Annotated in this window: 20 protein-coding genes; 11 read left to right on the forward strand and 9 right to left on the reverse strand. The window is 68.6% G+C overall.

Features of this window, described 5'->3' with window-relative positions:
* Positions 1-54: 54 nt before the first annotated feature.
* Positions 55-645, forward strand: a complete 591-nt coding sequence (locus GZ64_RS0100295) for an ArsR/SmtB family transcription factor (RefSeq protein WP_021200144.1) — start codon at positions 55-57, stop codon at positions 643-645.
* A 14-nt stretch (positions 646-659) separates the two neighbouring features.
* Here GZ64_RS0100295 and GZ64_RS0100300 read toward each other — a convergent pair whose 3' ends face one another.
* The 7 genes from GZ64_RS0100300 to GZ64_RS0100330 all read right to left on the reverse strand — a co-directional run bounded on the left by GZ64_RS0100300 (position 660) and on the right by GZ64_RS0100330 (position 7266).
* Entirely contained in the window at positions 660-1769 is a 1110-nt protein-coding gene (locus GZ64_RS0100300; protein ID WP_029264723.1) for an FUSC family protein, read from the reverse strand.
* Between the two features lie 182 nt (positions 1770-1951).
* The gene (locus tag GZ64_RS0100305; RefSeq protein ID WP_021200146.1) at positions 1952-2638 is read right to left on the reverse strand and encodes a hypothetical protein; all 687 of its coding nucleotides are present in this window, start codon (positions 2636-2638) and stop codon (positions 1952-1954) included.
* Positions 2638-3552 (reverse strand): ABC transporter ATP-binding protein, encoded by a 915-nt coding sequence (locus tag GZ64_RS0100310; RefSeq protein ID WP_029264724.1) that lies wholly within the window; start codon positions 3550-3552, stop codon positions 2638-2640. Before GZ64_RS0100310 ends, GZ64_RS0100305 begins: the two co-directional genes overlap by 1 nt.
* A complete protein-coding gene (locus GZ64_RS0100315) occupies positions 3549-3938 on the reverse strand; it encodes a GntR family transcriptional regulator (protein ID WP_029264725.1) in 390 nt (129 codons plus the stop codon). The genes GZ64_RS0100310 and GZ64_RS0100315 overlap by 4 nt, the downstream gene beginning before the upstream one ends.
* Positions 3939-4125: 187 nt before the next feature.
* Complete coding sequence (locus GZ64_RS0100320) at positions 4126-4641, reverse strand: GbsR/MarR family transcriptional regulator (protein ID WP_029264726.1); 516 nt, start codon at positions 4639-4641, stop codon at positions 4126-4128.
* 10 nt (positions 4642-4651) lie between these two features.
* Positions 4652-6274, reverse strand: a complete 1623-nt coding sequence (locus tag GZ64_RS0100325; protein WP_029264727.1) for an ABC transporter permease — start codon at positions 6272-6274, stop codon at positions 4652-4654.
* Positions 6274-7266 (reverse strand): ABC transporter ATP-binding protein, encoded by a 993-nt coding sequence (locus GZ64_RS0100330; RefSeq protein ID WP_021200151.1) that lies wholly within the window; start codon positions 7264-7266, stop codon positions 6274-6276. Before GZ64_RS0100330 ends, GZ64_RS0100325 begins: the two co-directional genes overlap by 1 nt.
* Before the next feature lie 90 nt (positions 7267-7356).
* Between GZ64_RS0100330 and GZ64_RS0100335 the strand changes: the two genes are divergently transcribed.
* From GZ64_RS0100335 to GZ64_RS0100350, 4 genes are all read left to right on the forward strand, one after another.
* Entirely contained in the window at positions 7357-8568 is a 1212-nt protein-coding gene (locus tag GZ64_RS0100335) for a class I SAM-dependent methyltransferase (protein ID WP_029264728.1), read from the forward strand.
* Between the two features lie 353 nt (positions 8569-8921).
* A complete protein-coding gene (locus GZ64_RS0100340; protein WP_021200153.1) occupies positions 8922-10223 on the forward strand; it encodes a quaternary amine ABC transporter ATP-binding protein in 1302 nt (433 codons plus the stop codon).
* Complete coding sequence (locus GZ64_RS0100345) at positions 10223-11218, forward strand: ABC transporter permease (protein ID WP_029264729.1); 996 nt, start codon at positions 10223-10225, stop codon at positions 11216-11218. Before GZ64_RS0100340 ends, GZ64_RS0100345 begins: the two co-directional genes overlap by 1 nt.
* Positions 11219-11270: 52 nt before the next feature.
* Positions 11271-12179 carry a glycine betaine ABC transporter substrate-binding protein gene (locus tag GZ64_RS0100350; protein ID WP_021200155.1) on the forward strand — a complete coding sequence of 303 codons (909 nt, stop codon included), beginning with the start codon at positions 11271-11273 and terminating at the stop codon, positions 12177-12179.
* Positions 12180-12276: 97 nt separating this feature from the next.
* On the opposite strand, the gene GZ64_RS0100355 is transcribed toward GZ64_RS0100350, so the two are convergent.
* Positions 12277-13164: a MurR/RpiR family transcriptional regulator gene (locus GZ64_RS0100355; RefSeq protein ID WP_021200156.1), complete on the reverse strand. Its 888-nt coding sequence runs from the start codon at positions 13162-13164 to the stop codon at positions 12277-12279.
* 103 nt (positions 13165-13267) lie between these two features.
* Here GZ64_RS0100355 and GZ64_RS0100360 point away from each other — a divergent pair, with 103 nt between their 5' ends.
* From GZ64_RS0100360 to GZ64_RS0100385, 6 genes are read left to right on the forward strand one after another with little or no spacing between them, the layout of a single operon-like run.
* A complete protein-coding gene (locus GZ64_RS0100360) occupies positions 13268-14452 on the forward strand; it encodes a C45 family autoproteolytic acyltransferase/hydolase (protein ID WP_029264730.1) in 1185 nt (394 codons plus the stop codon).
* A gap of 34 nt (positions 14453-14486) precedes the next feature.
* A complete protein-coding gene (locus tag GZ64_RS0100365) occupies positions 14487-16130 on the forward strand; it encodes an ABC transporter substrate-binding protein (RefSeq protein WP_029264731.1) in 1644 nt (547 codons plus the stop codon).
* A gap of 5 nt (positions 16131-16135) precedes the next feature.
* Positions 16136-17086 carry an ABC transporter permease gene (locus GZ64_RS0100370; protein WP_029258835.1) on the forward strand — a complete coding sequence of 317 codons (951 nt, stop codon included), beginning with the start codon at positions 16136-16138 and terminating at the stop codon, positions 17084-17086.
* Positions 17083-17931, forward strand: coding sequence for an ABC transporter permease (locus GZ64_RS0100375; protein ID WP_021200160.1), 849 nt, complete (start codon positions 17083-17085; stop codon positions 17929-17931). The genes GZ64_RS0100370 and GZ64_RS0100375 overlap by 4 nt, the downstream gene beginning before the upstream one ends.
* A 3-nt stretch (positions 17932-17934) precedes the next feature.
* Positions 17935-18729, forward strand: coding sequence for an ABC transporter ATP-binding protein (locus GZ64_RS0100380; protein ID WP_036330879.1), 795 nt, complete (start codon positions 17935-17937; stop codon positions 18727-18729).
* Positions 18726-19580, forward strand: a complete 855-nt coding sequence (locus GZ64_RS0100385) for an ABC transporter ATP-binding protein (protein ID WP_051667784.1) — start codon at positions 18726-18728, stop codon at positions 19578-19580. The genes GZ64_RS0100380 and GZ64_RS0100385 overlap by 4 nt, the downstream gene beginning before the upstream one ends.
* Positions 19581-19586: 6 nt before the next feature.
* Here GZ64_RS0100385 and GZ64_RS0100390 read toward each other — a convergent pair.
* The coding region (locus tag GZ64_RS0100390) for a sensor histidine kinase (RefSeq protein ID WP_231479797.1) at positions 19587-20689 on the reverse strand (1103 nt) is incomplete at its 5' end.

Here is a 20689-nt window from a genome sequence, read left to right on the forward strand (position 1 = left end):
AGAACTATTGCGCAACTCTTATTGCGCAATTCTGGGTGCGGGTAGGATCGGCACATGACGGAGGACACCGCGAAGAGCACCAGCGACGATCCCGTCTGGATGACCTCGGCCATGCTCAAGGCCTACTCGCACCCACTGCGGCGCCAGATGATCCGGCTGTTCTCGCGGCGGGAGTTCCTCCGCGCCGCCGATATCGCCGCCGAGCTCGGTGTGCCGGCGAACAGTGCGAGCTTCCATCTGCGCGCGCTCGCCGACGCCGGGCTCATCGAAGAGGCGCCCGACAAGGCCCGCGATCGGCGCGATCGTGTCTGGACCGGACACAAGGGTGCGCTCAACGTCGGAGGGCCCGAGAGCCCCGTCGCCGACGAGGCTCTCGGCTCTGCGGTGATCGCCGCCCTCGTCGAGGACCATCAGGATCTGATCCGCCGGGTGATGGCCTGGACCCCGGAGTACGTGGCCGGGCGCACGGCCGAGGTGCACGCCGCCTTCACCCAGCGCACGATCCGGCTCACCGAGTCGGAGTTCGACGACGTGATGGTGAAGATCAACGACGTCTTGAGCGCTGCCGACGATGCCCACGACAGCTCCGACTCCGAGGGCCGGTACTGGCAACTGGATCTGATCGCCGCCGACGACACCATCTGACGCCGCTCAGGCTGCTACTCCTCCGCCGGGGCGGACGCACCGCTCAGGATCAGGATGCGCCGCAGATGCATGGCGGTGAGCACGCCGGGTCCCATCGACCGCCGGACATCGATGGTGCGGTCGTCGACGGTCTCGAGAAGCAGTCGGATCGCACGGGCCGCCTCGCCGCGAGCGCGGTGATCGTCACTGGAGGAGGCGTCACCGCGAGCGATCACGTCGGCGACCGCGTGACAGGCCGCGGACAGGGGATCCGGCAGGGCGGGGTCGAGCGCCAGGCCGGCCGGCCGATCCCAGATGGTGTCGGCGATCTCGTCGGAGATGTCGCGGATGAGGTGCGCGATGCGGTCGAGGGCGGCGAGTTCATCGTGGCTCTGCTGGATCCGGGTGCGATGGCCCATGGCGCGAGGGTTGCCGCGTCTGCTCTCGTCCGCCTCCGTCAGAGCCGAGCGCAGCGCGGAGGACGTGTCGGCGAGCGAGGCCGCATCGTCGGCCCATTGCTCGTGCTCCGGAGGCCACGACTCCGAGACCGCGGAGCCGATGTCGTGCAGGTGCGCGGCCAGTTGCTCCCGGAAGGCCGCCACCCGCCCGGCTGCCGCGACGGTCAGGGGTGCCGGCGCGATGATGAGGTTCACCAGCAACCCGACGATCACCCCGACGGCAGTCTGGGTCAGGTAGCCGAGCGAGTAGTCATCGGCGTCCTGCCCGCCGATGATCAGCACGAACAGCGCGGCCATCGGCACGTACTCGCGACCGACACCGAACCAGCCCGTACCGGAGAGCAGCACTCCGACCCCGACCACCAGCGGGATGCTCCACCAGGTCGGGCCGATCGTCAGCACCACGATCGTGGCGAGCCCGATGCCCGTGGCGAGGCCGAGCAGCGTCTGCAGACTCGACTTCGCCGAACCCATCAGCGTCGGGTACATGCTCAACAGGGCCCCGAGCGGAGCGTAGTAGGGGTACTCGTCGGTGACCCCGGGCATGTGCGGGGCGATCATCCAGGCCAGTCCGACCGCGAGTGTCGTCTTGGCCACGAGCAGGAGGCGGGCGGGGCGGACGGCGTCGTGGAGTGCGCGTTGGACTCCTGCTCGTCGTACCCGGAGCCGGGTGCGGGTCTGGGGCACGGCGTCCTCTCGGTCGGGGGCGGCGCGGTCGGGGTGGGCGCTGTCGGGGCGGGTGGTTCCGCGAGCCTATGCGTCCTGTGCGTCGGGGGCGAGCGGGTTGCGTCCTCGGGCGCTTACGGGTAGCGCGCACACGCGACGCCGGCCGCCCAGGAGGGCGACCGGCGTCGACGAGGCGGTCGGGTCTACGGGATGGCTCTGCGGAATGCGAGGAACGAGACGCCCATGAGGGCCGCGGTGACCACGAGGCCCCACAGCGCGAGGCCGAGGGCCCCCAGATCGCCGATCCCGGTCCAGACCTGTCCCCACAGCTCGAGCCTGGTCACGAGGTACACGATTCCGACGAGGATCAGTGCCAGCGCGATCCACGTGATCGTCAGGACCGTCAGCCCCCAGCTCTTGTAGATCGTGGCGCCCGTGAAGCCGACCACGAAGAAGAACAGCGCGAGCGTGAAGTAGACGATGAAGGCCCCGAGCGGACCCGCCTCCCACAGCCACGGAAGATAGAACACCCAGCCGTTCACGCCGTAGCCGTTCGTGGCGACCTCGATGCCTCCACCGACCAGGAAGAGTGCGCCCATGAACGTGCTGGCGAGCACCGCGGTCAGCATCGTGCCGAAGAAGAACTCGCGACGTGTGATGCTCATCGCCTGGGAGAACGGGAACGTGAGCGTCATCGCCGACAGCCCGATGGCGAAGAAGTACCAGAGGGGCGCCTGGCCGCCGCCGCCGTATTTAGGGGAGTCCCCCGGGATCATCGCGTAGATCAGCACCGAGATCAGTGTTGCTCCGGCGAGGACGATCAGCGGGACCCAGATGAACGTCTGTCGATTGATCATCTGCAGGCGGATGACGTTGAGCGTGCGTCGCATCAGCGCACCTCCTCTTTCGTGATGGTCGATCTCGTGGAGTCGGCCTCGGCCTTCTGGGTGAGGCGCACGATCAGCTGCTGCAGCGAGACCGGCGCGAGGTCGAGCCCGGAGGCCGTGATCTCCGCTCGCTCCGCCGGGGACACGGCACCGAGGACGGTGACGGAGGCCACGCGGCCGAGCGCCTCACGGTGCAGCACCTCGCGGGCTCCCACCCAGGCGTCGACCTTCGCGGCGTCACCCACCACGGTCACGGCGCGGTCACGCACCGCATCCGTGTCCTCGTTCAGGAGGATCCGGCCGTTGTCGATCACGATGACCTTCTCGATGAGGTTGGACACCTCGTCGATCAGGTGCGACGAGAGGATGACGGTGCGCGGGTGCTCGGCGTAGTCCTCGACCAGACGGTCGTAGAAGATCTGCCTGGCGACGGCGTCGAGGCCGAGGTAGGGCTCGTCGAAGAACGTGATCTCGGCGCGCGAGGCGAGTCCGATGATGACGCCGACCGCGGAGAGCTGTCCGCGGGAGAGCTTCTTGATGGTCTGCTTCATCGGCAGCTGGAACTCGGCGATGAGCTCGTCGGCGAGCGACTGGTCCCAGTTCGGGAAGAACAGGCTCGCAGCCTTGAAGGCGTGCTTGGGGTACGCGTCGTCGGGGTACTTCTGGCTCTCGCGGACGAAGCAGATCCGGCTGAGCACGTGCGCATTCTCATACGGGTGCTCGCCGAACACCTTCACGGTGCCGGACGATTCGAAGTTCTGGGCCGTGAGGATCGACATGAGTGTCGTCTTCCCTGCCCCGTTGCGACCGAGGAGGCCGTAGATGGCGCCACCCTCGATGGCGAGCGACACGTTGTCGAGGGCTCGCTTCTCCTTGTAGCGCTTGCTGAGGTTCTGCACCTCGATGACGGTGGTCATGCGGGGTTCTTCCCTTCTGCGTCGGTGGTCAGTGCGGCGCGCTGCCGGAGCAGGGCCGCGAGGTCTTCGGCGCCGAGCCCGAGCGTGCGGGCCTCGGCGAGGAGCGGGTCGATGTAGCGGTCGGCGAAGGCGGCACGGCGCTCGCCGAGGAGCAGCTCCCTGGCGCCGTCGGCGACGAACATGCCGATGCCTCGGCGCTTGTAGAGCACTCCCTTGTCGGTGAGCATGGCGACTCCCTTGGCTGCGGTGGCGGGGTTGATGCGATAGAACGCGGCCAGCTCGTTCGTGGAAGGGGCCTGCGCCTCCTCGGCGAGCGAGCCGTCGACGATCGAGTCCTCGATCTGCTCGGCGATCTGGAGGAAGAGCGGCTTGCCTTCTTCGATCACGAGTCCTCCGCTGGGTTAGTGGGTTACTTACTTGACTAAGTAACCATGCAACCCGCGCGGGTGTCAACCCCTCGTCGTCTCGCGTGCGAAAACCCAGAGCATTCGTCTCGGGCTCGGCGCGTCGACGCGCGGCACGCCGGAGCGCACGCGGATGGTCTCCGTTTCGGCCGACGGGTGGATGTTGCGGTCAGTCGGCGTCGCGGCGGTGCTCGCGCCAGTCCTCGACGATCTGCAGCATGCGCACGGAGAGGAAGCGGAAGAATTCGGCCAGTTCGACGGCCCGGTCATGCGCGCCCCGGTCGTCGTCGTGCGCGGCGGCGATGTCGTCGATGTACTCCGACAGGCGCGAGTACACCGGCATGTTCCCGACGATCGAGCTGTAGAACGGATCGTGCACGAACTCGTAGCGGTCGCGCCGGTCGCCGGGTCGTGAGCGGCGCTGGATGAAGTGCAGCTGCTGCAGGTAGCGCACCGCACCGGAGACGGCGGCTGCCGAGACCCCGAGGCGCTCGCCGAGCTGGGCGGCGGTGTATCCGCTCTCGGGGGCGGCGATCAGCGCCATCATCACGCGGGCGGGCATGCGTGGCATCCCGGCCGCGGTCATCATGGCCGCGGCCTGCTCAGCGGGTTCCATCCCGCGGTGGGAGTCGCTGTGGCGAATCGACGCCTCGGGGTCGAGGTCGTCGGTGCTGTCGTCGGCCATCGGAGTCCTCCTATGCTCCGGGGGCGAGTTCGCGCCGCCTCATCAGGGCCAGGGATCCTGCAGCTCCAGCGGCCAGCGCGAGCATCAGCCACCACAGGCCGCGCACGTCCACGCCGCTGCCGTCCACCACGGGGGTCACGGCGAAGGGCGAGAGGTTCGCACTCCATTCCGGCAGGCCGAACAGGGGGCCGAACATGCCGAGCAGGGCCGCGAGCAGCACGAGGCTCCACGCCACCGCTGTCGTCGCCCGGGGGAGGAGCACGAACACCAGCGCCGTGAGCACCGCGAAGATCGAGGCCGCGACCGCCTGGCCGAGCCCGGCCACCGCGACGATGCGGTAGAGCGACGCGTCGCCGCCGTTCGACCAGACACCCGCCCAGCCGGCGAGCACCGCGGCGGCGACCACGATCAGCACCGCGACGATCCCGACGATCACGAAGTCGGCGAGCCAGCGCACGCGACCGACCGGGGTGGCGAGCACGGCCTCGGCGGTGCCATGGGCCTCCTCCTGTCGCGCGCGCACCACCGTCTGTACGGCACAGCACGCGGCCAGGATCCCGAGCAGGGTGAAGAACACCGTGACGACGACCTCGTCGAGTCCGCCCGTCGCGCCTCCGATCTTCTTCAGAATGTCGGCGACGGCCGGATTCTCGCCCGAGATCTGGTCGACCAGCCCGCTCAGCGTGGTGGCGAGGATACCCGTGATGGCGCCTCCGATCGCCCAGCCCACGATCGAGCCGGAGGTGAGCCGCCACACCAGGGCGTGGGGCGAGGCGAGGGTCGGTCGTGCCGAGACCCGGCCGAGGCGCTCCGCGACGAAACCGGCATCGATGTCGCGCAGCGACTGCAGGGCGACGGCGGCACCGGCGAGCACGAACCCGAAACCGAGCCCGAGCAGCATCGGCCAGACGATATCGGTGTCGTACGGGCGGGTCTGCTCGACCCAGCCGAAGGGGGAGAGCCAGGCGGGCCAGGCGCTCGTCATGCTCGTGAGGTCATCGCTCGGGGTTCCTGCCGCGTTGCCGATGCCGCGGATCAGGAACGTCGCCACGAGCACCCAGACCGTCAGGGAGTTCGCCCCGCGCGAGGTGCGCATGAACTGTGCGGCCAGCAGGCCGATGCCGAGGAATGCGATGCCGCACGACGCGGCCGCAGCTCCGGTGAGGAGCGATCCTCCCGCCGGGAGTCCGGTGGCGACCAGCGCGAGCGTTGTGAGCGCGGCCAGCACGACGTTCGCCAGGATGCCGTGCACGATGGTGGCGATCGTCGGCAGGCGGCGTCCGGCCGGAGTCGCCCACACGAGCTCGGCGCGCCCGGCCTCCTCATCGCCGCGGGTGTGCCGCACGGCGAGGAACGTGCTCATGAGCGCGGCGAGCAGTGCCAGCCACGGCAGCACCTCGAAGGCGAGGAACGCGCCCTCGGATGTGCCGGAGGGGAGGCCGCGGAACATCAGGATCACCGGGTTCGCGAGCGCCGCGGCCAGGATGTTCTGCCGGTCGGCGAGGGTGGCGTACGACTGGCTGACACCGGCGTACCCCGCGAACGCCATCAGCGCCGTGCCGACGATCCACAGGGTCAGCTGCAGCCGGTCACGCCGCAGCCGCTGTCGGAGCAGCACTCCGAAGGCGCTCATCACGCACGCTCCTTCTGCGCACGCCGCTCGCGGCGGGTGGAGGGGCTCGCGTCGTCCGTCCGACCGTCCTCCGCGGCCTCGAGCGTCGCGAGGTCATCGCCGTAGTGGCGCAGGAACAGCTCCTCGAGCGAAGGCGGCGCGACGCGCAGGTCGCTGATGCCGAGGGCCGCGAGCGCGGGGAGCACGGTGGCCGTGCGGTCGCTGTCGACGGCGAGGCGGATGCGGTCGCCCTGCTGCTCCGGGCTGTGCACATCCGGGATGCGGGCGACCTGCTCGAGGGTGGCTCCGGAGGGGGTGAACGACACGTCACTGCGCGTGAGGTGCCGCAGCTCCGTGAGCGTGCCGGTCTCGACGATGCGGCCGGCGCGGATGATCGACACCCGGTCGCACAACTGCTCGACCTCACTCATGATGTGGCTCGACAGCAGCACGGTCGCACCGTTCGCATGCGCACGGGCGACCTCGCGCTGGAAGATGACCGCCATCAGGGGATCGAGGCCGCTGGTGGGCTCGTCGAGGATGTAGAGGTCGGCGGGCACCGCGAACGCCGCGATGAGGGCGACCTTCTGCCGGTTTCCCTTCGAGTAGGCGCGGCCCTTCTTGCGCGGATCGAACTGGAACGCGTCCATCAGCCGCTTCTTCTCGTGCTGGTAGGCGGGGTCCTTGGTGTGCGCTCCCCGCAGCCGGGCGAGCAGATCGACGGCCTCACCTCCCGACAGGTTGGGCCAGACGCTGACGTCACCGGGAACGTACGCGATGCGTCGATGCAGCTCGACCGCGCGATTCCAGGGGTCCTCACCGAACACGGTCGTCTCGCCCCCGGTGCGCCGCGCGAGGCCGAGGAGGACGCGGATGGTGGTCGACTTGCCCGCACCGTTCGGGCCGAGGAAGCCGTGCACCTGGCCGTGTTCGACCGTGAGGTCGAGGCCGTCGAGAGCGTGCACGTGGCCGTAGTGCTTGGTGAGGTTCCGGGTGGTGATGACGGTGGTCATGCGCGGGAGCGTACGCCCGATTCACAAACTTGTGAATCGGGCGAAAACAACGCATGCGAAATCCTTACGGCCGCCGCGTACAGTGGGCTGGTGCCGGAGTTCCCCTACAGCCGCCTGCGCCGCTGGCCCGACGTCGAGGCGGACAACCTCCAGGCTCATGACGCGACCGATCTGCTGCTCGTGGAACGGGCGCTCGCGCTCGATGTCGCCGGCTCCGAGACCGTGGTGATCGGCGACGAGTACGGTGCGATCACCCTCGCTCTCGTCGCCGCCGGGAGACACGGCATCCGCGTGCATCAGGACCTCGCGACCGGTCGGCGGGCTCTGCTGCGCAACTCCGAGGAGCTCGGACTCGCCGTCGCGGACGGCCGAAACGGAGACGAGGGCGCCCCGGTGCGGCGCGTCGCCCCGCAACACGCCGAGGGTAAGTCGGATGGTCTGGGTTTCGACGAACCGTTCCGCCTCCGCGAGCTCGATGCCGAACTGCTCACCGGCGCGAAACTGGTGCTGCTGCAGCTGCCGAAGGCGCTCGCGGAGCTCGAGGAGATCGCGGATGCGGTCGCCCGCTGGGCGGCTCCCGACGTGGTGCTCGTCGCCGGAGGGCGGGTGAAGCACATGACCCTCACGCAGAACGAGGTGCTGGGACGCAGCTTCGCGCGGGTTCAGCCCCAACGCGCCGAGCGGAAGTCGCGTCTGATCGTGGCGTCGGAAGCCCTGCCGGTCCCGGTCGATCCGCCGTACCCCGTGACCGCGCAGCATGACGGGCTGACCTTGGTCGCCCATGGCGGAGCCTTCGCGGGCGCGCGCCTCGACATCGGCACGCGTGTGCTGCTCGACGCGCTCCGTGCTCAGCCGCCGGCCGCCGCGCCACGCGTGCTCGATCTCGGCTGCGGCACGGGAGCGCTCGCCGTCTCGTACGCGCTCGCTCACCCCGATGCACGTGTGACGGCGACCGACCGATCCGCCGCCGCTGTGGCATCCGCGCAGGCGACGGTCGCCGCGAACGGCGTCGCCGACCGGGTCACGGTCACCCATGACGACGCGGCCTCCGAGCTGCCGGACGCCTCCTTCGACGTGATCCTGCTGAACCCGCCGTTCCACCTCGGCGCGAGCATCCACACGGGGGCGGCGACCCGCCTGTTCGAGGCCGCGGCACGCCTGCTCCGACCGGGCGGCGAACTCTTCACCGTCTACAACTCTTCGCTCGCGTACCGCCCCGAACTCACCCGGCTGGTCGGTGCGACCGTGCAGGTGGAACGCACACCGAAGTTCACCGTGACACGCAGCATCCGCGGCTCCTGAGAGGGCGATTCCGGCCTGCCGCCAGCCGCGCGGAGGGATTGTTGAATACCCGTGCAATTCCCCGGTCAGCGACGGAAACCCGAGCGTGCCGCGGACCCAGGATTTGCCCCTGATCGGCCATTTCGTTACGTTGGAACGTGGGCCTGACGGCCCGAAGACCAGTCCGCGACCACGTCCTTCTTTCGATGAGCTGTGCTGCGAAGAGGCGTGGACGTACGGTCGATGCTCTATCGCGGCGGATCCGAAATCCGCCGTCTGTGCCGCCACAGCGAACACGTCGAACGGCCCCGAGAGCCTCACCCGGGCGTAACCGAAGCAGGCTCAGCCACCCGAAGGCGAGCCGCGGGGGAAACGTGTCCGAAATCGCTCTCGAAGCGCGCCATCTGTACAAGGTTTTCGGTAAGAATCCGAACACCGCCGTCCGTCGATTGAAAGCCGGTGAGAGCCGTGCCGCCGTCGCGGATGCCGGTACCGCGGCGGTCATCGACGCCAGCTTCACCGTCAACCGCGGTGAGATCTTCGTCATCATGGGGCTGTCCGGATCGGGCAAGTCCACCATCATCCGCATGCTCAACGGTCTGCACGACGTCACCGACGGCACCGTCACCGTCAACGGCGACCCGATCACCGGCATCCCGTCATCGAGGCTCCGCGAGATCCGTCGCGACCGCATCTCGATGGTGTTCCAGCACTTCGCCCTGCTGCCGCACCGCTCGGTCGCCGCGAACGTCGCCTACCCGCTCGAGCTCAAGGGCACTCCCAAGGCCGAGCGTCTGGCCAAGGCGGAGGAGATCCTCTCCCTGGTCGGCCTCGAGGGCCAGGGCGAGAAGCTCCCCTCCGAACTCTCCGGCGGAATGCAGCAGCGCGTGGGCATCGCCCGTGCGCTCGCCGCCGACAGCGACATCCTGTTGATGGACGAGGCGTTCAGTGCCCTCGACCCGCTGATCCGCCGCGAGATGCAGGAGCAGCTGCTCGAACTGCAGCAGAAGCTGCAGAAGACGATCGTCTTCATCACCCACGACCTGAACGAGGCCATGTTCCTGGGCGACCGCATCGCGGTCATGCGCGACGGCCGTATCGTGCAGATCGGCACGCCGGAGGACATCCTGATGGACCCGGCCAACGACTACGTCGAGCAGTTCGTGCAGGACGTCGACCGCGCTCGCGTGCTCACCGCCGCGAACGTGATGGAGCGCCCGCGCCCCGTCGTGCCGCACACCGCCGGCCCCCGCACGGCGCTGCGGCAGATGCGCGACGCGTACATGTCGGCCACCTACGTCGTCGGCCGCGACCGGCAGCTCGTGGGCGTCGTGACCGACCGGGATGCGGTCAAGCTCGTGCGCAACGGCGCGACCACCCTCGATTCGATCATCAAGCCCGTGCTGCAGAGCGTGCGCGAGGACGACGTGCTGATGAACCTCTTCGTTCCCGCCGTCGAGTCTCCGCTGCCGCTCGCCGTGATCGACGCCGACGGCCGTCTCGTGGGTGTGATCCCGCGCGTCACCCTGCTCGCCGCCCTCGGCCCCGGGCCCGGCGCGACCGAGGAGATCACCCTGCCGATGATGCCGATGCCCCAGGCCGAGATCGATGCCGTGCTCGATGACGGGTGGACCGCCGACCCGGTCGACGCCCCGACCACGGAGGAGGTGCGCTGATGGATGGCTTCCGCATTCCCATCGGAACCTGGATCGAGTCCGCTGTCGACTGGATCAAGGACAACCTCGACGGCCTGCTCGATGTGATCTCGTTCGTAATGAGCTTCCTCGTCGACGGTCTCACCCGAGCGCTCCTCGCCCCGAACTTCGTGGTCATCATCGTGATCGCCGCACTCATCGCCTGGGTCGTGCGCTCGTGGCAGCTCGCGATCGGCACGATCGTGTCGTTCGCGCTGATCGTGGGGATGGACCTCTGGGTCCCCGCCATGCAGACTCTCGCCTTGGTGCTCGTCGCCGCCGTGATCGCGGTAATGATCGCCGTGCCGCTCGGCATCTGGTCGGCGCGCAACGCCACGGTGCGCGCGGTGCTCAAGCCCGTGCTCGACTTCATGCAGACCATGCCGGCGTTCGTGTACCTGATCCCCGCGATCGTGTTCTTCGGCATCGGCGTGGTGCCGGGCCTGGTGGCCACCGTGATCTTCGCGCTGCCTCCGGGCGTGCGCCTGACCGAACTCGGCATCCGTGGCGTCGACTCCGAGACCGTCGAGGCGGGACAGGCCTTCGGTGCGAAGCCCGGCCAGATCCTGCGCGGTATCCAGCTGCCGCTCGCGATGCCGACCATCATGGCCGGCGTCAACCAGGTCATCATGCTCGCCCTGTCGATGGCGGTCATCGCCGGTATGGCCGGCGCGGACGGTCTCGGGAAGATGGTCGTCGAGGCGATCTCGACGATCAACATCCCGAAGGGCGTGGAGGCCGGCCTCGGCGTCGTGCTGATCGCGGTCTTCCTCGACCGCGTCACCGCGGCGCTGGGCGCGCCGGGCGAGAACCGGTCGTCGCTGCTCGGCATGATCGAGCGTCGACGCACTCCGAACGGTGGCGGAACAGCATCCGCTCCCGCTCCCGAGGTCATCGAGCAGCAGGATGCCGCGGCTGCGGCGGAACGTGCCGAAGTCGCTCCGCGACGCAACGCCGTCGGTGGCGGAGTGCACTGACTCACACCCCTACGAAACAACACCCATACGGAACGCAAGAGAGAGAAATCACATGAAGAAGAAGATCCTCGCAATCACAGCGCTCGGTGCCGCAGCGGCGCTCACCCTCGCCGGATGCAGCGGCGACGGTGCGGGCGGCACGGGCGGCGGCGACGGCTCGGCCGACGACAAGGGCACGATCACGCTGGGCTTCCTGCCCTCGTGGACCGACGGCCTCAGCACCGCATACCTGCTGCAGGACCAGCTCGAGAAGATCGGCTACACGGTCGAGATGAAGACGCTCACCGAGGCGGGACCGCTCTACACCGGACTCGCGCAGGGTGACGTCGACATGTACCCGTCGGCGTGGCCCGAACTCACCCACGCCTCGTACATGGAGAAGTACGGCGACGACATCGAGGATCTGGGCAAGTACTACGAGAACGCCAAGCTCACGCTCGCCGTGCCCGAGTACTCCGAGCTCACCTCGATCGAGGACCTCGTGGGCAAGGGTGCCGAGTTCGACGGCAAGATCTACGGCATCGAGCCGGGCGCGGGTCTCACCGCCCAGACCCAGAAGATGATGCCCGAGTACGGACTCGACAGCGAGTACGAACTCGTGACCTCGTCGACCGCGGCCATGCTCACCGAGCTGAAGACCGCGACCGACAAGCAGGAGGACATCGTCGTGACGCTGTGGCGTCCGTTCTGGGCCAACGATGCCTTCCCCGTGAAGGACCTCGAAGACCCGAAGGGCGCCATGGGCAAGGCCGAGGGCCTGCACTTCCTGGGCACCAAGGGCTTCGCGGAGGAGTTCCCCGAGGCCGCTGAGCTGATCGAGAAGATCAAGCTCGACGACGCGCAGTACGGCGCACTCGAAGACCTCGTGGTGAACGAGTACGGCGAGGGCAAGGAAGCCGACGCGGTCGACGCGTGGCTGAAGGAGTACGGCGACCAGTTCGACTGGGCCGTCACCAGCTGACGCGAACCCGTCTCAGAGGTGTGCTCCGGTCGCACTTCCTGCCGCTTCCCGGTCCGCCGGGCGACAGGAAGGGCGACCGGAGCTTCTGCGTGGGGGCTCAGTAGCCCAGTCGTGCCCGAACGTCGTTGAGCAGTTGTGACGAACGCAGTGCCGCATCGGGGGCGACGGCGGAGATGCCCTGCACCAGCACGTCTGAGATCAGGATCGCCGAGAGGCTCTCGGAGGTCAGCCCTGTGGGGGTGTGCGGTGCGGTCAGGATCGCGTCGACACGGGAGGAGAGCCTCTCGTGGAGCTCGTCGGTCACGAGGATGACGCCGGCGCCCATCAACTGCGCGTGGTCCAGGAGCACATCGATGTCGCGGGTGACCCGTCCAGGCGCGAAGATGACGAGGACGTCCTTCGCCCCGAGGTTCAGGACCTCGTCTGCGAGGCGGAATCCGTCGGTGCTGAGCCGTCGAGTGGAGAGTCCCGTGCGTCGTAGGCGCAGTGCGAGGTTCTCGGCGGCGATCCCGGAGGCGCCGAGGCCGTAGCAATAGATGCTCTCGGCGCGCATGAGCAGCGTGATGGCGGCGGAATACGCGTCGTCGTCGTTCGAGCTGCGGGCGAGTTCGATGAGCGACGCCGCCTCATCCCAGGTCTCCTGCTGGATGCGGGCGAGATCCTGGCCGATGTGCTCGATGCGGGTCTTGAGGCGCACCTCGGGCGAGACGCTGCTCGAGAACGGAGCGGCCACCTCCTGCTTCAGATGTGAGAGGCCCGAGTATCCGAGCTTCTGCAGGGTGCGCACGACGGAGGCGTTCGAGGTGCCGCTCTGGGTGCCCAGTTCGGCGGCGCTCGCATAGAGGATGTGCTCGGCTGACGTCGATGAGAGCACGCGGCAGACGGCACGTTCGGATTTCGAGAGATCGTTCCACGTCCTGGCGATGCGCGCGCGGAGGCCGGAGAGCGCGGGGTTCTCTGTATCGCTTGTTACAAACGGTTCCATTGCTGTATCATTCTGTTCGAGAGGCGCATCATCCGTAACGGATGATTCAATCATCTCGGGTGCAACCACATTGCGCAACAGGCGCACCTGACAGGGAGGTCACATGGCGGCCATGACACCGATCCGCACGATCGAGATCAGTGGGGCGCCCCGCGAGCGCGGGCGCCGATACGGCGAGGCCGCCGCCGACCTCATCGCCGGCTCGATCGAGTACTACACGGAAGCGCTGACCCAGCAGACCGGCATGAGCTGGGCCGCGATCACGGATTCCGTCTCGCGATGGGTTCCGATCAGCGAGCAGATCGCGCCGCACCTCGTCGAGGAGATGCGGGGGATCGCGGAGGGGGCGGGTGTCGCCTTCGCCGAGATCGTCACGCTGAACGTGCGCGGCGAGTTCGTCTACGACCACCAGGGACCGTCGCGAGTCACGAGCACCACGGTCCGTGCCGCCGACGACGAGCGCGACGACGCCGTCGACGGATGCACGTCGTTCTTCCTGACGGGTGAGGGCAGCGGCACCGGGCACACGCTCGTCGGGCAGAACTGGGACTGGCGCACGCGCACCGCGGGAACGACCCTCATCGTCCGCGTCGTGCAGGATCCGCTTCCCACGGTGATCATGCAGGTGGAAGCCGGGCAGGTGGGGCGCCACGGTGCCAACTCCGCCGGCATCTCGTTGAACGCCAACGGGCTCGGGGGGAGCTTCGGAGCGGCGGTCGGCGTGCCGCAGACCCTGATCCGCCGACTCGTGCTCGATCAGGGCGATATCGCGAGCGCGCTCAGGATGCTGGTCAAGACCCGTCCCCATATCGCGAGCAATGCGCTCCTCGCCGACCGCAGCGGATTCGGCATCGACCTCGAGACCACGCCGAGCGGCGTGGACTGGATCTATCCCGAACGCGGCGTGATCGCGCACACCAACCACTTCCAGGCGTCCGTGCCGCCGCAGCTCGCCGGGTCCTACCTTCCGGTGGCAGCGGATTCGCTGCTTCGTCTGCCGCGTGCCCAGGCCGGGCTGGCGGCGGTCGCGCGTGCGGAGAACCCCGAACAGAGCTACGCGCTCGTGCGTGAGGCGATGTCGGATCACCTCGGCTTCCCCGAGGGCGTCTGCACGCATCCGCATCCCGACTCCCCCTCGGTGAAGCAGTGGTCGACGCTCCTCTCGAGCTGTGTCGACCTCACCACCGGCGAGTACCGCGTCGCGAACGGATTCCCCTGCGAGACCGAGTACGAGGTGCTGCCCTGGAACCTCTACGACGGCCCGCACGTCGAACTCCCCTCCCCCTGACCGACAGATTGAGAACCCGAGGAGATAGCGTTCAATGAAGAAGCAGCATCACCCCATCACCGTGACGATCGGCGTGCTCGCCGCCTCGGCATTCGTGCTCGCCGGATGCAGTTCGGGCTCGAAGGGCGAAGACGGCGACGCCGCGCTCGACGTGCCTTTCGGCGCGACGACACCCGCCGCCTCCGGCCCGCTCGAGAGCGTGACGTGGATGCTCGGCGGAGAGCCGACGACACTCGATGCCGACATCGATGCGACCACCGCCGACGACACGGTTCTCGCGAACGTCTGCGACCGGCTCATGCAGGTGCAGCCCGACCTGACCCTCGGCCCCGGGCTGGCATCGGACGCCGAGTGGACCGACGACACCCATCTCGTCTTCACCATCAGGCAGGGGGCGCTGTTCCACGACGGCAGCCCCGTGAGCACGGCGGACGTCGTGTGGAGCATGCAGCGCCACTCCGAGGACGGTGCCGCCGAATCCGACGAGTACCGGAACGTGGTCTCGATCGAGCAGACCGGCGCCGACCAGATCACCGTCACGACAGCCCAGCCGGATGCGATCCTGCTCCAGGCGATGGCGGGCGACGGCGGTATCGTCTGGAACCCGCGTGTGATCGAAGCCGAAGGAGAGGATTTCGGCAGCCCCGGTTCGGCCTCCGCGTGCAGCGGGCCGTACCAGGTGACGTCGTGGGACGCGGGGTCGCAGCTCACCATCACCAGGTTCCCCGACTACTGGGACTCCGACGTCGAAGCCCTCACGGACGAGGTCGTCTTCCGATGGGCCGACGAGACCGCGATAGCCAACTCGGTCACGACCGGTGAGGCCCAGGGGTCGTTCCTCGAGAACGCCGGCGCCGCCCGGAGTTTCATCGGCAGCGCCGACGTGTCCGTCTATCAAGGACCCTCGACGAACGCATGGGTGCTCGAAGCGACCGATCGCGGCGCACTGACGGATGAGCGCATCCGTCAGGCCCTCTCGCTCGCCCTCGACCGGACCGGTGTCGCCACGGCTGCCTTCGGCGGTCTCGCCCAGCCATGGAAGACACCCGTCGGCTCGGGAGCATGGGGATACGAGGTCGACACCTTCGAACAGGCCTACGACGCCCTCGAGGGCGCGCCCGCGAAGCCGAGCGAGGCCGATCTCGCGGCGGCCAAGGACCTGATCGCCGAGGCCGGCGCCCCTTCCGCCCCGATCGTCGTCGCCTCGAACGGCTCCTCGACACACAACGTGATCGCGAATGCGCTGGTCGCCGCGGCGCAATCGATCGGGCTCGAGGCGGAGATCACCGTGATCCCGCAGGTGCAGTACGGCGACTTCTACTCCGACCCCGACCTCCGAGGCCAGGCCGATCTGTGGCCCGACGAGTACTACATCTCGAAGAACGACCCCCTCGGCTTCTACAAGAACGGCGCGTCCGATGCGAGCGTGAACTTCGGCGTCTTCTCCGACCCGGAATACGATGCGCTGGTGGACGAGGGCTACGCCGCGACCGATGACGTCGAGCGCGCCGAGATCACGACAGAGCTGCAGAAGCGCTGGGTGGAGCACGCGGTGTGGATCCCGGTCGTCGCGACGCCGTCGACGCTCATCATGTCGAAGACGGTGACGGGTGTCCCCGCCTCTGCGGCGTTCATCTACTACCCGTGGGCCGTCGATCTCGGCAGCGCGAAGGGGTAGTCACGATGCCATTCGCGCTCCGCAAGCTCGCCGGCATGGTCTTCACGCTGGTGATCGCCTCCTTCATCATCTTCGCTGCGATGTACGCAGCGCCGGGTGACCCGGTCACGTTCCTCATCGGCAACCCCGAGAACCTGACCCCGGAGCGGATCGCGAGCGTCCGGGCCCAGTACCACCTGGACGAGCCGATGCTCGTCCAGTACTGGCACTGGGCCTCCGGAGTCCTCACCGGCGACTTCGGACAGTCGTTCCAGTACCACCAGCCCGTGAGCGCGCTCCTGGCGGCGAGGGTGCCCATCACCCTGTCGCTCGTCGCCTACGCGGCCGTCGTGCTCACCGTCGTCGGCATCGGCCTCGGCATCGTCGCGGCCGTGCGCCGAGGAAAGGCGGCCGATACCGCCATCATCGGATTCACGACTCTCGCCGCGAGCATCCCCTCCTTCGTGCTGGGAATCGCCTTCGTCGCGTTCTTCGCCGTGGAACTGCGATGGTTCCCCGTGGCAGGTGCGGGTTCCGCTGGACTCGATCGTCTGTATGCGCTCACGCTCCCGGCACTCACCCTCGCCATCACCGCGCTCGCCATCGTGAGCCGAGTGACACGACAGTCCATGATCGAGCAGTTCTCCTCGGAGCACGTCGAGGCCGCCCGTGCCTCGGGTCTCCGCGAGCGGTACATCGTGCGCGATCACGTCCTGCGCGGGGCCTGGGGACCCATCATCACCATGGTCGCGCTCGTCATCGCGAGCATGATCGCCGGAACGGTCGCGGTCGAGACGGTGTTCGGGATCTCCGGCGTCGGCTCGCTCCTCGTCGACGCGATCAACACGCACGACTTCCCGGTGGTGCAGGCGGTGCTCCTGTTCATGGTCGTGGCCTACATGATCGTCACGACGATCGTCGATCTGCTCCTTCCCGTGCTCGACCCCCGTATCCGACGAAGGACGGTGTCCGCATGACCTCCGTGATCCTCCCGCGGGTGCGCCGCCGTCGGCGGTCCGGATCCGACCTCGGTTTCTGGATCTCCTGCGGCCTCCTCGCACTCATCGCGGCGGCGGCCGCGTTCGCCCCGCTCCTCGCCCCCTACCAGGCCGACAGCGTCGACTTCGCCGCTATCTGGGAAGGGCCGAGCGCACAGCACCTGCTCGGCACGGACCAGCTCGGACGCGACCTCTTCTCCCGGCTCCTCATCGGAGCGGGTGAAACGCTCGTCGGGCCGGTGGTGCTGCTCGCGCTCGCCACCGTGCTCGGAGTGGCGATCGGTGTCCTGGCGGCGTGGCGGGGCGGATGGATCGATACGGTCCTGGCCCGCGCGACCGACGTGATGTTCGCGTTCCCCGGGCTGCTCTTCGTCGTGCTCGTCATCGCCGTGTTCGGCAAGGGGCCGGCCACGGCGATCGTGGCGCTCGCGCTCGCATACGCGCCGGTCATCGCGAAGTACACGCGCAGCCTGGCCCTGAGCGAGATGACGCGGCCCTACATCGACGCGTACCGGGTTCAGGGGCTCGGCGGCCTGACGATCTGCGTGCGCGGAGTCATCCCGAACCTGCTCCCTCCGCTCGTCGGGTATCTCGTCGTCCTCTTCGGCGAAGCCCTCATGAGTCTCGCGACGCTCAGCTTTCTCGGGTTCGGGGCGCAGCCTCCGAGCTCGGAGTGGGGCCTGATGGTCCAGGAGGGGCAACCCGGAATCATCCAGGGGGAGTTCCTTCCCACGCTCGTCCCCGGTGCCGCCATCGCCATCGTCGTCATCGCGGTGAACGTCGCCGGGGTGCGCGTGGCCGACCGACTGCTTGCGAAGGGATGAAAGATGCTCCTCGACATCCAGGACCTTGACCTGGCCTTCGGCGAAGGAGACGACGCGGTTCGGATCCTCGCCGGTGTCAGCCTCACGGTGGACCGCGGTGAGCTCGTCGGACTCGTGGGAGAGTCGGGCTCGGGCAAGTCCACGACGGCTCGCGCCGTCCTCGCGCTCCACGGCGATGAGGCGTCGATCGAGGGGAGCATCCGCGTCGACGGCACCCAGATGGTCGCCGCCGATGGGAGCACCCGGCGCCGAGTGCGCTCCGATTCCGTCTCGCTGGTGCAGCAGGATCCGCGCGCCGCGCTCAATCCGGTGCGCCGCATCGGGGACTCGCTCACCGAACGACTCGTCCGCGTGCACGGCTGGCGACGAGGTCGCGCCGAGACGCATGTCGTCGAGCTCCTCGCCGCGGTGGGACTCACCCACCCGGAGCGGAGAATGCGACAGTACCCGCATGAGCTCTCGGGCGGCATGCTCCAGCGCGTGGTCATCGCTTCCGCACTGAGCACCGATCCCGCGCTCCTGCTCGCCGATGAGGCGACGAGTGCGCTCGACGTGACGACGCAGGCCGAGATCATCGCGATCTTCCAACGGCAGATCCGCGACCGTGGTCTCGGCATGCTCTTCATCACCCACGACCTGGCGCTCGCCGGAGCGATCTGCGATCGGATCCATGTGCTCCGGCAGGGCGAGATCGTCGAGACGCTGACGACACCGGGGCTGTTCGCGGACGCCGTCCATCCGTACACGCTCTCGCTGATCGCCGCGGCCCCGGTGCTCGACACGAAGGAGGCGTCATGAGTCTGGTGGAGGTCTCCGAGCTGTATCGGGCCTTTCGGATGGGTCCGGGAGCCGAGCGCGTCGTCGCGGTGAACAACGTGAGCTTCGCCATCGAATCGGGCGAGGCGCTCGGCCTCGTCGGTGAATCGGGTTCGGGCAAGTCGACGATCGCTCGGATCCTCGTCGGTCTGGAACGCGCCGACGCGGGGTCGGCGGTGATCGACGGTGTCGACCGCCTGAGCAGGCCGCGCGGCAGAGCCGAGCGCCGTGCGAGGGCTCGTGCGGTGCAGATGGTGTTCCAGGACCCGAACGGTTCGCTCGATCGACGGCTGACCGTGCGCGAGGCGTTGCGGCGCACCCTGCGTCTGCGGGAACAGGGGGCGGGCGCGCACATCGACCGCACGATCGGAGAGCTGCTGGATCGCGTGCGGCTGACCGAGCGGCACGCCGACGCGAAGCCGCATGAGCTGTCGGGCGGTCAGCGGCAGCGCGTCGCGATCGCGCGCGCACTGGCGGTGTCTCCGCGCCTCGTCGTGCTCGACGAGGCCGTGTCCGCACTCGATGTCTCCGTGCAGGCGCAGGTGCTCGAACTCCTCGCCGAGATCCAGCGCGAGTCGGGGGTGAGCTATCTGTTCGTCAGTCACGACCTCGCCGTCATCCGCGAGCTCTGCTCCCGCGTGCTCGTGCTGTTCCGCGGCACGGTGGTCGAACAGGGAGAGACCGGCCAGGTGCTGCGAAGCCCGCAACACCCGTACTCGCAGCTCCTCATCGCCTCGACGCCCGGCCCGGGGTGGGACCCGGAGCGGGTCGTGCAGGACCGGATGACCTTCACGCAACGCATGGAGGTCGTCGGTCGGGGCGACCGGAGGTAGGTCGGGTCAGAGCGGGAGGACGATCGCGGCGATCAGGCCGCCGCCCTTGCGGGCGCGCAGACGCACCTCGCCGCCATGGGTCTTGGCGATGCTCTGCACGATCGCGAGTCCCAGCCCGGTGCCGTCCGGGCCGGCCGAGGTGCGACTCGCATCGCCACGGTAGAACGGCTCGGTGAGCAGCTGCACGGTGGCAGGGGTGATCGGCGTCCCGGTGTTCTCGACCTCGATGACGGCTCGTCCGCGTTCCCTCCGGCAGCGCACCCACAGCTCACCGCCGGGCACGTTGTGGCGGATGCCGTTCTCGAGCAGGTTGCGCACGGCCCTGGCCAGCAGCACCGCATCGCCTTCGACCGTGAGCTCGCGCAGGTTCGCGTGCACCTCGATCTCCTGGGCGTCGAGGTCGTCGACCTGGTCCTCGATGAGCGTGCGCAGCTGCACCGGTTCGACCTCGTCCAGCCCGGTGCGGGCGCGGGCGAGGGCGAGCAGGGCCGTGATGAGACGCTCGCTCTGCTCGGTGGCCCGCAGCGCGCGCTGCATGTTGGCCTGCAGGTCCGCCGGCACCGCCCCCTGTTCGAGCGGGATCTCCAGGGCGGTCCTGGTCGTGGTCAGCGGGGTGCGCAGCTCGTGCGAGGCGTTGGCCACGAAGCGATCCTGCGCGGTGAACGCCGACTGCAGCCGGTCGAGCATCCCGTCGATCGTGTCGCCCAGCTCCTTGATCTCGTCGTCGGGGCCCGGCAGATCGAGGCGGCGCCCGAGGTCGCGCTCCGAGATGTCGCGGGCTGCGGCGGTGACTTCGCCGATGCGGTCAAGTGAGCGCCGTGCGAGCCAGAACGCGATCGCGGCGGCGACACCGGTGAAGGCGACGAGCACCACGATCGACCACAGGAGGAGCCCGCTGCCGACCTCGTCCGCGAGGAACGTCGACTGCTGCAGCACCGCTCCTTCCACGGCGTCGAGTGCGACGGTCTGCATCGGCGTGGCCACCGCGAAGCCGGTGACATCGGTGGTCTCGGCGAAGTAGGCGCATCCGGTGCCGGTCGTGCCGTAGAGGAGATCGCCGCTCTCGGTGAGCGGGGAGATGCTGCTCATGTCGGTGCTGTCCGCGGCCG

Origin of the sequence: Microbacterium sp. Cr-K32 (assembly GCF_000708345.1) — a bacterium.
GTDB lineage: Bacteria > Actinomycetota > Actinomycetes > Actinomycetales > Microbacteriaceae > Microbacterium > Microbacterium maritypicum_A.

Excerpts from the sequence above, each read along its gene's own strand:
- GZ64_RS0100360 (WP_029264730.1), top strand. The coding sequence starts at position 13,268 with ATGGCGGCCATGACACCGATCCGCACGATCGAGATCAGTGGGGCGCCC.
- GZ64_RS0100305 (WP_021200146.1), bottom strand. The coding sequence starts at position 2,638 with ATGCGACGCACGCTCAACGTCATCCGCCTGCAGATGATCAATCGACAG.
- GZ64_RS0100320 (WP_029264726.1), bottom strand. The coding sequence starts at position 4,641 with ATGGCCGACGACAGCACCGACGACCTCGACCCCGAGGCGTCGATTCGC.
- GZ64_RS0100355 (WP_021200156.1), bottom strand. The coding sequence starts at position 13,164 with ATGGAACCGTTTGTAACAAGCGATACAGAGAACCCCGCGCTCTCCGGC.
- GZ64_RS0100330 (WP_021200151.1), bottom strand. The coding sequence starts at position 7,266 with ATGACCACCGTCATCACCACCCGGAACCTCACCAAGCACTACGGCCAC.
- GZ64_RS0100350 (WP_021200155.1), top strand. The coding sequence starts at position 11,271 with ATGAAGAAGAAGATCCTCGCAATCACAGCGCTCGGTGCCGCAGCGGCG.
- GZ64_RS0100380 (WP_036330879.1), top strand. The coding sequence starts at position 17,935 with ATGCTCCTCGACATCCAGGACCTTGACCTGGCCTTCGGCGAAGGAGAC.
- GZ64_RS0100385 (WP_051667784.1), top strand. The coding sequence starts at position 18,726 with ATGAGTCTGGTGGAGGTCTCCGAGCTGTATCGGGCCTTTCGGATGGGT.
- GZ64_RS0100310 (WP_029264724.1), bottom strand. The coding sequence starts at position 3,552 with ATGACCACCGTCATCGAGGTGCAGAACCTCAGCAAGCGCTACAAGGAG.
- GZ64_RS0100345 (WP_029264729.1), top strand. The coding sequence starts at position 10,223 with ATGGATGGCTTCCGCATTCCCATCGGAACCTGGATCGAGTCCGCTGTC.
- GZ64_RS0100325 (WP_029264727.1), bottom strand. The coding sequence starts at position 6,274 with ATGAGCGCCTTCGGAGTGCTGCTCCGACAGCGGCTGCGGCGTGACCGG.
- GZ64_RS0100295 (WP_021200144.1), top strand. The coding sequence starts at position 55 with ATGACGGAGGACACCGCGAAGAGCACCAGCGACGATCCCGTCTGGATG.
- GZ64_RS0100370 (WP_029258835.1), top strand. The coding sequence starts at position 16,136 with ATGCCATTCGCGCTCCGCAAGCTCGCCGGCATGGTCTTCACGCTGGTG.
- GZ64_RS0100375 (WP_021200160.1), top strand. The coding sequence starts at position 17,083 with ATGACCTCCGTGATCCTCCCGCGGGTGCGCCGCCGTCGGCGGTCCGGA.
- GZ64_RS0100365 (WP_029264731.1), top strand. The coding sequence starts at position 14,487 with ATGAAGAAGCAGCATCACCCCATCACCGTGACGATCGGCGTGCTCGCC.